A 6,080-nucleotide genomic window follows, 5' to 3' on the forward strand; every position below is an offset into this window, starting at 1 on the left:
GCTTGGAGGACGGCATGAGCGGCTTTGTCTTGGCCATCGACCAGGGGACGACCTCGAGCCGGGCCATCGTCTTCGATGCAAACATGCAGGCGGTGGGCATCGGGCAGCAGGAATTTCCCCAGCACTACCCCGCGTCGGGCTGGGTGGAGCATGACCCCGAGGACATCTGGTCGAGCGTCGTGGCGACGGTCAAGGCGGCACTTGCCGATGCGGGGCTGGAAGCCCGTGACATTACCGCCATCGGCATCACCAACCAGCGCGAGACCGTTGTCATGTGGGATCGCGAGACGGGCAGGGCGGTACACAATGCCATCGTCTGGCAGGACCGGCGCACCGCACCCCTGTGCGAAAGGCTCAAGCGCGACGGGCTTGAGGAGGTTTTCACACGCAAGACCGGCCTGCTTCTCGACCCCTATTTTTCCGGTACCAAGCTTGCCTGGCTGCTCGACAATGTGGAGGGCGTGCGCGAGCGCGCCGAAGCGGGCAAGCTTCTGGCCGGCACCATCGACACCTTTCTCATCTGGCGGCTGACGGGCGGGCGCGCCCACGTGAGCGATGCCACCAATGCCTCGCGCACGCTTCTTTTCAACATCGAGACCAATGCCTGGGACGATGAGCTGCTGTCGATCCTCGGCGTGCCGCGCAGCCTGCTGGCCGAGGTGAAGGATACGGCCGACGACTTCGGCGTCACCGATGCCGGTCTCTTCGGCGCCGAGATTCCCATTCTCGGGGTCGCCGGCGACCAGCAGGCGGCAACCGTGGGCCAGGCATGTTTTACGCCGGGCATGCTGAAATCGACCTACGGGACGGGCTGCTTTGCGGTGTTGAACACGGGCGAGACGCTGGTGCGCTCGAAGAACCGCCTGCTCACCACCATCGCCTATCGCCTCGACGGCAGGACGACCTACGCGCTGGAGGGTTCCATCTTCATCGCTGGCGCGGCCGTGCAATGGCTGCGCGACGGGCTGCAGATCATCGGCAAGGCGTCCGATTCCGGGGTCTTGGCCGAAAAGGCCGATCCCGCTCAGGACATCTATCTGGTGCCTGCGTTCGTGGGGCTCGGCGCACCCTACTGGGACACCGAGGCGCGCGGCGCCATCTTCGGCCTGACACGCAACACGGGGCCGGCGGAATTTGCCCGCGCGACGCTCGAATCCGTGGCCTTTCAGACACGCGATCTGCTGGAGGCCATGCGCGGGGACTGGCCGGAGGGTGGCGAGGCAAAGGTGCTGCGCGTGGATGGCGGCATGGTGGCCAGCGACTGGACGATGCAGTGCCTGGCCGACATCCTGAACGCGCCCGTGGACCGGCCGACCGTTCTGGAGACCACGGCCCTGGGCGCTGCCTGGCTTGCCGGGGCACGCGCGGGCGTTTGGCCCGATGCGGAGAAATTCGCCGCAAGCTGGGCGCTGGATCGCCAGTTCACGCCCAGGATGAGCGAGCAGGAGCGGGCGCGCAAGCTGAAGGGCTGGCGCAACGCCGTGCGCCGCACGCTGACCTCCACGCTCAGGGATTGATGAGGCCGCCCAGCACGGCCCTGGCCACGGCCTGGGAAAGCGTGCGGCAGCCAAGCTTTCGCCTGGCGGTGCGCAGATAGCTGCGCACCGTGAACTCGGACAGGCCGAGGATGACGGCAATCGCCTTGGCGTCCTTGCCGCGCGCTGTCCAAAGGAGGCATTCCACCTCGCGCGGGGCAAGGGCCGGCGCCTCGGCTGCTGCGGCGAATTCGCCGACCGCCTTTTCATGGATGAGACGCGCGATCTTCTCCAGCCCGGCGGCGCTGATGGCGAGGAACTCCGCCCAGGTTTCCATCGCCATGCTGGTGTTCAGCGAAAGGATGGAGCGGCGGCAGGCGCGGTCCATCAGCGGGATGCAATAGCCCTTGTCGCCCACGCCATGGGCCAGCGCGTCGGCCATGAACGCGCCCTCCGGCCCCGTCCATTCCTGCCCGCTCCAGACGAACGGCTCGGTGGCCTCGAAGCCCATGCGCACCACCGGATCGACACGCAGATAGTCGCGCAGCACGTAGCGCGCGATCCATTGCGGCGGATAGGTGGTGCGCAGAAAGGGAACGCCGAGGGGGCGCAGGGAGATGGCCGCGAGATAGGTAACGTGGTCGAAGCCCAGATGGTCGCGAAAACGGGTGATCGCGTCGTCGACGGTTTCGGCCTCGATCACGGCGCGCCGCGCCGTTGCCAGCAAGGACCGAAATGCACCCCTTCCCACACCATGCATGCGCCTCTCCCGCCTGATTGTCCCGAATCGAGAATGCGCGGCAGCCGCGGCGATTGCAAGCTGTTGTTGCGCAAAGAAAAAACCCGGCAGCGCCTGGGCGCCGCCGGGGTCTTGCGGGCGTGAACCGGGGGTCCGCCTTCGGGTGGCCGCTCCTAGCGCAGCCGCCCGCTGGCGTGGGCCAGCATGGTGTAGACCTTGCCGGTATCGGAGGTGAGGTAGGTCTGGGTCATGATGTTGTCGCGGTCGGAGCGCGAAACATCGGCCAGAAGTCTCTCGAAATCGCGGCAATACTGGTCGACCGCTCGGCGGAACTCGGCATCCGCGCGGTACTTGCGCTGGATCTCGTCGAAGGTCTGCTGCCCCTTGAGCGTGTAGAGCCGGCGCGTGAACACGTTGCGCTCGCCACGACGGTAGCGGTCCCACAGCTCGATGGATGCTTCGTGGTCGATGGCGCGGGCAATGTCCACCGACAGCGAGTTCAGCGATTCCACCACGTGGAGGGGAGAGCGGCCATCGCCGCCGGCCGGCTCCTGCTCATCCTGGCCTTCGTCTTCCGCCCGCGAGGCGCTGCGCAGAAGGTCGCGGATCCAGCCCCCGCCGCTCGTCGCGGTCTCCCGCCGAGGCGCGGACGGGCGGGCAGGCGCAGGCTCCGCCGGGGCGGCCACGACGCGTGGCCGCTCGGCCACAGGGGTGACGGCGGGCGCCGGACGCGGTGCCTCGGGCGCTGTCTCGACGGGGGAGCCCACATCGTGAAGACGACCGGATTTCGCAACGATTTCCGATAGTTCCTTCAGTGCGTTCACCTGCTCCGCGATGGCGGTGCGCATGGCCGAGGTGGATGCCTTGGCCTCCTTCGGAAGCTCCACGATGCCGCGCTCCATGTCGGCGCGCGTCTGCTCCAGCTCCGCACGGATCGCCGCGGCGGTGCGGCGGATGTCTTCCGTCGCCCCGGCAAAGCGCTGGGTGGCCGTCTCCACCACCTGGTTGATGGCGTTGCGGATCGTCTCGGCGGATTTGTGCGTGCGTCCCTCGGCCGTCTCGAACATGCTATCGAGCAGCCCCTCGAAGGACTTCATGGTGCTCTCGATCTGCCGCGACTTCTCCACCAGTCCACCGGCCAGCGCCTCCAGCGCCTTCTGCCGTTCCTCGAGCGATGCGCCGAGGCCGGTCTGCGCCTTCTCCAGCAATTGCGAGGCGCTCTCCAGCACGCGGCTGTGGTCCTCGAAGCGGCTGGCGATGTTGGAGATCTCGCGCAGCGTACGCTCGGAGAAATCCGCAAGACGCCCGGAATTGGCGTTGATGAGGCTTGCCGAATTGGCAAACGTCTCCGCCGCCTTCTCCGCGTTCGCGGCGAATTCGCGCGTCGTGCCGGTCAGCTTCTCATCCACCTGCGACAGGTTCTGCGCCGCTGCCTCGACAAGCCGGCTCAGCCGGTCGCCGGAAGCGCTGAGGCTCTGCAGAAGTTCCTCGACATTGCCCGTCAGGCTGCTGCGGGCGCGCTCCATGGCCTCCAGCGCCTCGCTGGTGCGGCTGGCAAGGGCGTGCACGAGAGCAGCGTTCTCCTGCCTCAAGCGCTCCGAGGTGCGCTCGGCAATCGCTTCGATTTCCCTCTGCAGCTCGCCGCCGCTGGCCTCGAACCGCTCGATGAGCGGCCTGGCCGTTTCGTCCAGAATGCGGCTGATCTCGGCGCTGCGGCCTGCCAGCATGGCGTTGAACTCGCGCGTGCGCTCCTCGAGCGTGCGTGCGGCCTCGCCGGTGCGCTTGGAGATGTGCTCGTTCACCTGGGCGAAGGTCTGGCCGATCGTATCGGCGGTTGAAACCAGGTCGGCCTGGGTGCGCGCAAGCTGCTGGCTGACGAGGTTTGCCGCCTGCTCGGCACTCTGCTTGAGGCGCTCCTCGGCATCGCCGATGCCCTCCTGCAGCACCATGCGCGTGTGGCCGACGCTTTCGCCGATGCGCTTTTCCACGTCGAGCATACCGCTGGCAACGGTGGCGGCAGCCGAGCCGGCCGTGGACTTCAGCCGGTTCTCGATCTCGCCGAGACGCTCGGCAATGGCCTCGGCGCGCGCTTCCAGCTCGCTCGACGTCTGGCTCGTGCGTGCCAGAATGCGGTTGTCGGCGTCCTCGAAGACCTGAACCAGCGCCTCGGCGCGGCTCGACAGAAGCTCCGCCGACTGCCTGGTGCGTTCGGCGATGCGGCTGTCCATCCCGGCGATGCGCTCGTCGACATCGCCCAGCACCTTGGCCGACTCCTCGCTGAGCGTCGAGGTCGCCTCGATGACCTTCTCGCGCAGCGAACCGGCGAGCACGCTGGCGCTTCTCTCCAGCGTCTGGCGGACATTGCCGATGCCCACCTCCAGCGCCTTCTGCATGGTGGTGGTGCGCTCGTCGATGACGCCGACCTGCGCGGAGAAGGCGGCGTTGATGCTTTCGATGTCGGCGCGGATGGCCGCCGTGAGCTCCTCGCGGCGTTCGCCGATCTTGGCGATGTCGGCTTCCAGTGCCGCGGCAAAGCTGCCGTGGGTCTCCTCGATCTTCCTCAGGTCGGCCTCCAGCAGCGCCTTCATGCGATCTTCGCTTTCGCTGAAGGCCGCGATCTGGCGGTCGACAGTCTCGTCCATGCGCGCCTTGACCGCTTCCAGACGGCTGAAGCTCTCGTCGAGGCGGGTGTTGAGCCGCGCCTGGCCTTCCTCCACCCGGCGGGCGAACTCCTCGCCCTTGCCTTCCAGCATGACGGAGGTGGAGGCCACGAGATCGGACAGGTCGTTGTCGATGGCGCTCTTGCCCGCCTCGATGACCGAGGAAACTTCCCGGCGGCCACGCGCGAAGGTGTCGGCGATTTCGCGGGTGCGCTCGACCAGATGCTCGTTGATGGCCCGGGCGCGCGCCTCCAACGCCGCGTCGAGCTTCTGCATGCCGCTGTCCAGCGCCTCGGCGCGGGTGGAGAACTCGGCAATCAGTGCGCGACCGCGCTCGGAAAGCGTGCCTTCGAGCTGGCTCAGACGCGTGTCGAAGGCGTCATTGACGGTGTCGGACGCCTGCTCCAGCGCCGACAGCAGGCCGGACACGCGCTGCCTGAACATGCTGTCCAATGTTCCGCTGCGCTCGTCGAGCAGGCTTACCAGATGGTCGCCGGAGGTGGCGATGCGGCGCGCCAGATCCTCGGCGCGCTGATCAAGCGCCTCGCCGACCGTGCGGCTGGACGCATCCATGCGCGCAATCAGGCTCTCGGCCGAATTGCCGAGCGATTCGATACGCTTGTCGAGCAGACCGGAGAGATTGCCGGCAGACACCGTGATGCGCCGTGCCAGCTCGTCTGCCCGCTGGTCGAGGGCCTGGGTAAGCGTCTGGCTCGACTCGTCGATGCGCTGGACGAAGCCCTCCGTGGACTGGCCAAGCGATTCGATGCGGCTGTCCAGCAGCGTGGAAAGGTTGCCCGTCGAGGCCGCGATGCGTTGGGAGACGGTGTGCGCGCGCTCGTCGATGGTGCGGCTGATCGCTTCGCTCGAGGTCTCCATGCGGCGGATGAACTCCTCCGCCGAGGTGCCCAGCGTCTCGATGCGACTGTCGAGCAGGGAGGAGAGGTTGTCGCCCGATTGCGCGATGCGCTGGGCAAGCGTCTCCGAACGCTCGTCGAGCGCGTGGGTGACGGACCGGCTGGACGCATCCATGCGGCGGATGAACTCCTCCGCCGAGGTGCCCAGCGCCTCGATGCGGCTGTCGAGCAGGGAGGAGAGGTTGTCGCCCGATTGCGCGATGCGCTGGGCGAGCGTCTCCGAACGCTCGTCGAGCGCGTGGGTGACGGACCGGCTGGACGCATCCATGCGGCGGATGAACTCCTCCGC

General features: G+C 67.5%; 3 protein-coding genes and 1 pseudogene. 1 reads left to right on the top strand and 3 read right to left on the bottom strand.

Features of this window, described 5'->3' with window-relative positions:
• Positions 1 to 14: 14 nt before the first annotated feature.
• Positions 15 to 1,517 carry a glycerol kinase GlpK gene (gene glpK, locus NYR58_RS08770; protein ID WP_261520153.1) on the top strand — a complete coding sequence of 501 codons (1,503 nt, stop codon included), beginning with the start codon at positions 15 to 17 and terminating at the stop codon, positions 1,515 to 1,517.
• Here the strand turns inward: glpK and NYR58_RS08775 are convergent.
• The 3 genes and pseudogenes from NYR58_RS08775 to NYR58_RS20670 form a co-directional block, all read right to left on the bottom strand.
• Positions 1,507 to 2,202 carry a LuxR family transcriptional regulator gene (locus tag NYR58_RS08775; RefSeq protein WP_261520154.1) on the bottom strand — a complete coding sequence of 232 codons (696 nt, stop codon included), beginning with the start codon at positions 2,200 to 2,202 and terminating at the stop codon, positions 1,507 to 1,509. The genes glpK and NYR58_RS08775 overlap by 11 nt on opposite strands.
• A gap of 185 nt (positions 2,203 to 2,387) precedes the next feature.
• On the bottom strand, positions 2,388 to 5,150 hold the full coding sequence (locus NYR58_RS08780; RefSeq protein ID WP_449243666.1) for a hypothetical protein: 2,763 nt from the start codon (positions 5,148 to 5,150) through the stop codon (positions 2,388 to 2,390).
• A 3-nt stretch (positions 5,151 to 5,153) separates the two neighbouring features.
• A pseudogene (locus NYR58_RS20670) lies at positions 5,154 to 6,068 on the bottom strand (hypothetical protein); the annotation flags it as partial.
• Positions 6,069 to 6,080 lie beyond the last annotated feature (12 nt).

Origin of the sequence: Chelativorans intermedius, assembly GCF_025398255.1 — a bacterium.
Taxonomy (GTDB): domain Bacteria; phylum Pseudomonadota; class Alphaproteobacteria; order Rhizobiales; family Rhizobiaceae; genus Chelativorans; species Chelativorans intermedius.

What these genes read in the sequence shown, in the direction of transcription:
- NYR58_RS08780 (WP_449243666.1), bottom strand. Translation starts at nt 5,150, where the DNA reads ATGCAGAAGCTCGACGCGGCGTTGGAGGCGCGCGCCCGGGCCATCAAC.
- glpK (WP_261520153.1), top strand. Translation starts at nt 15, where the DNA reads ATGAGCGGCTTTGTCTTGGCCATCGACCAGGGGACGACCTCGAGCCGG.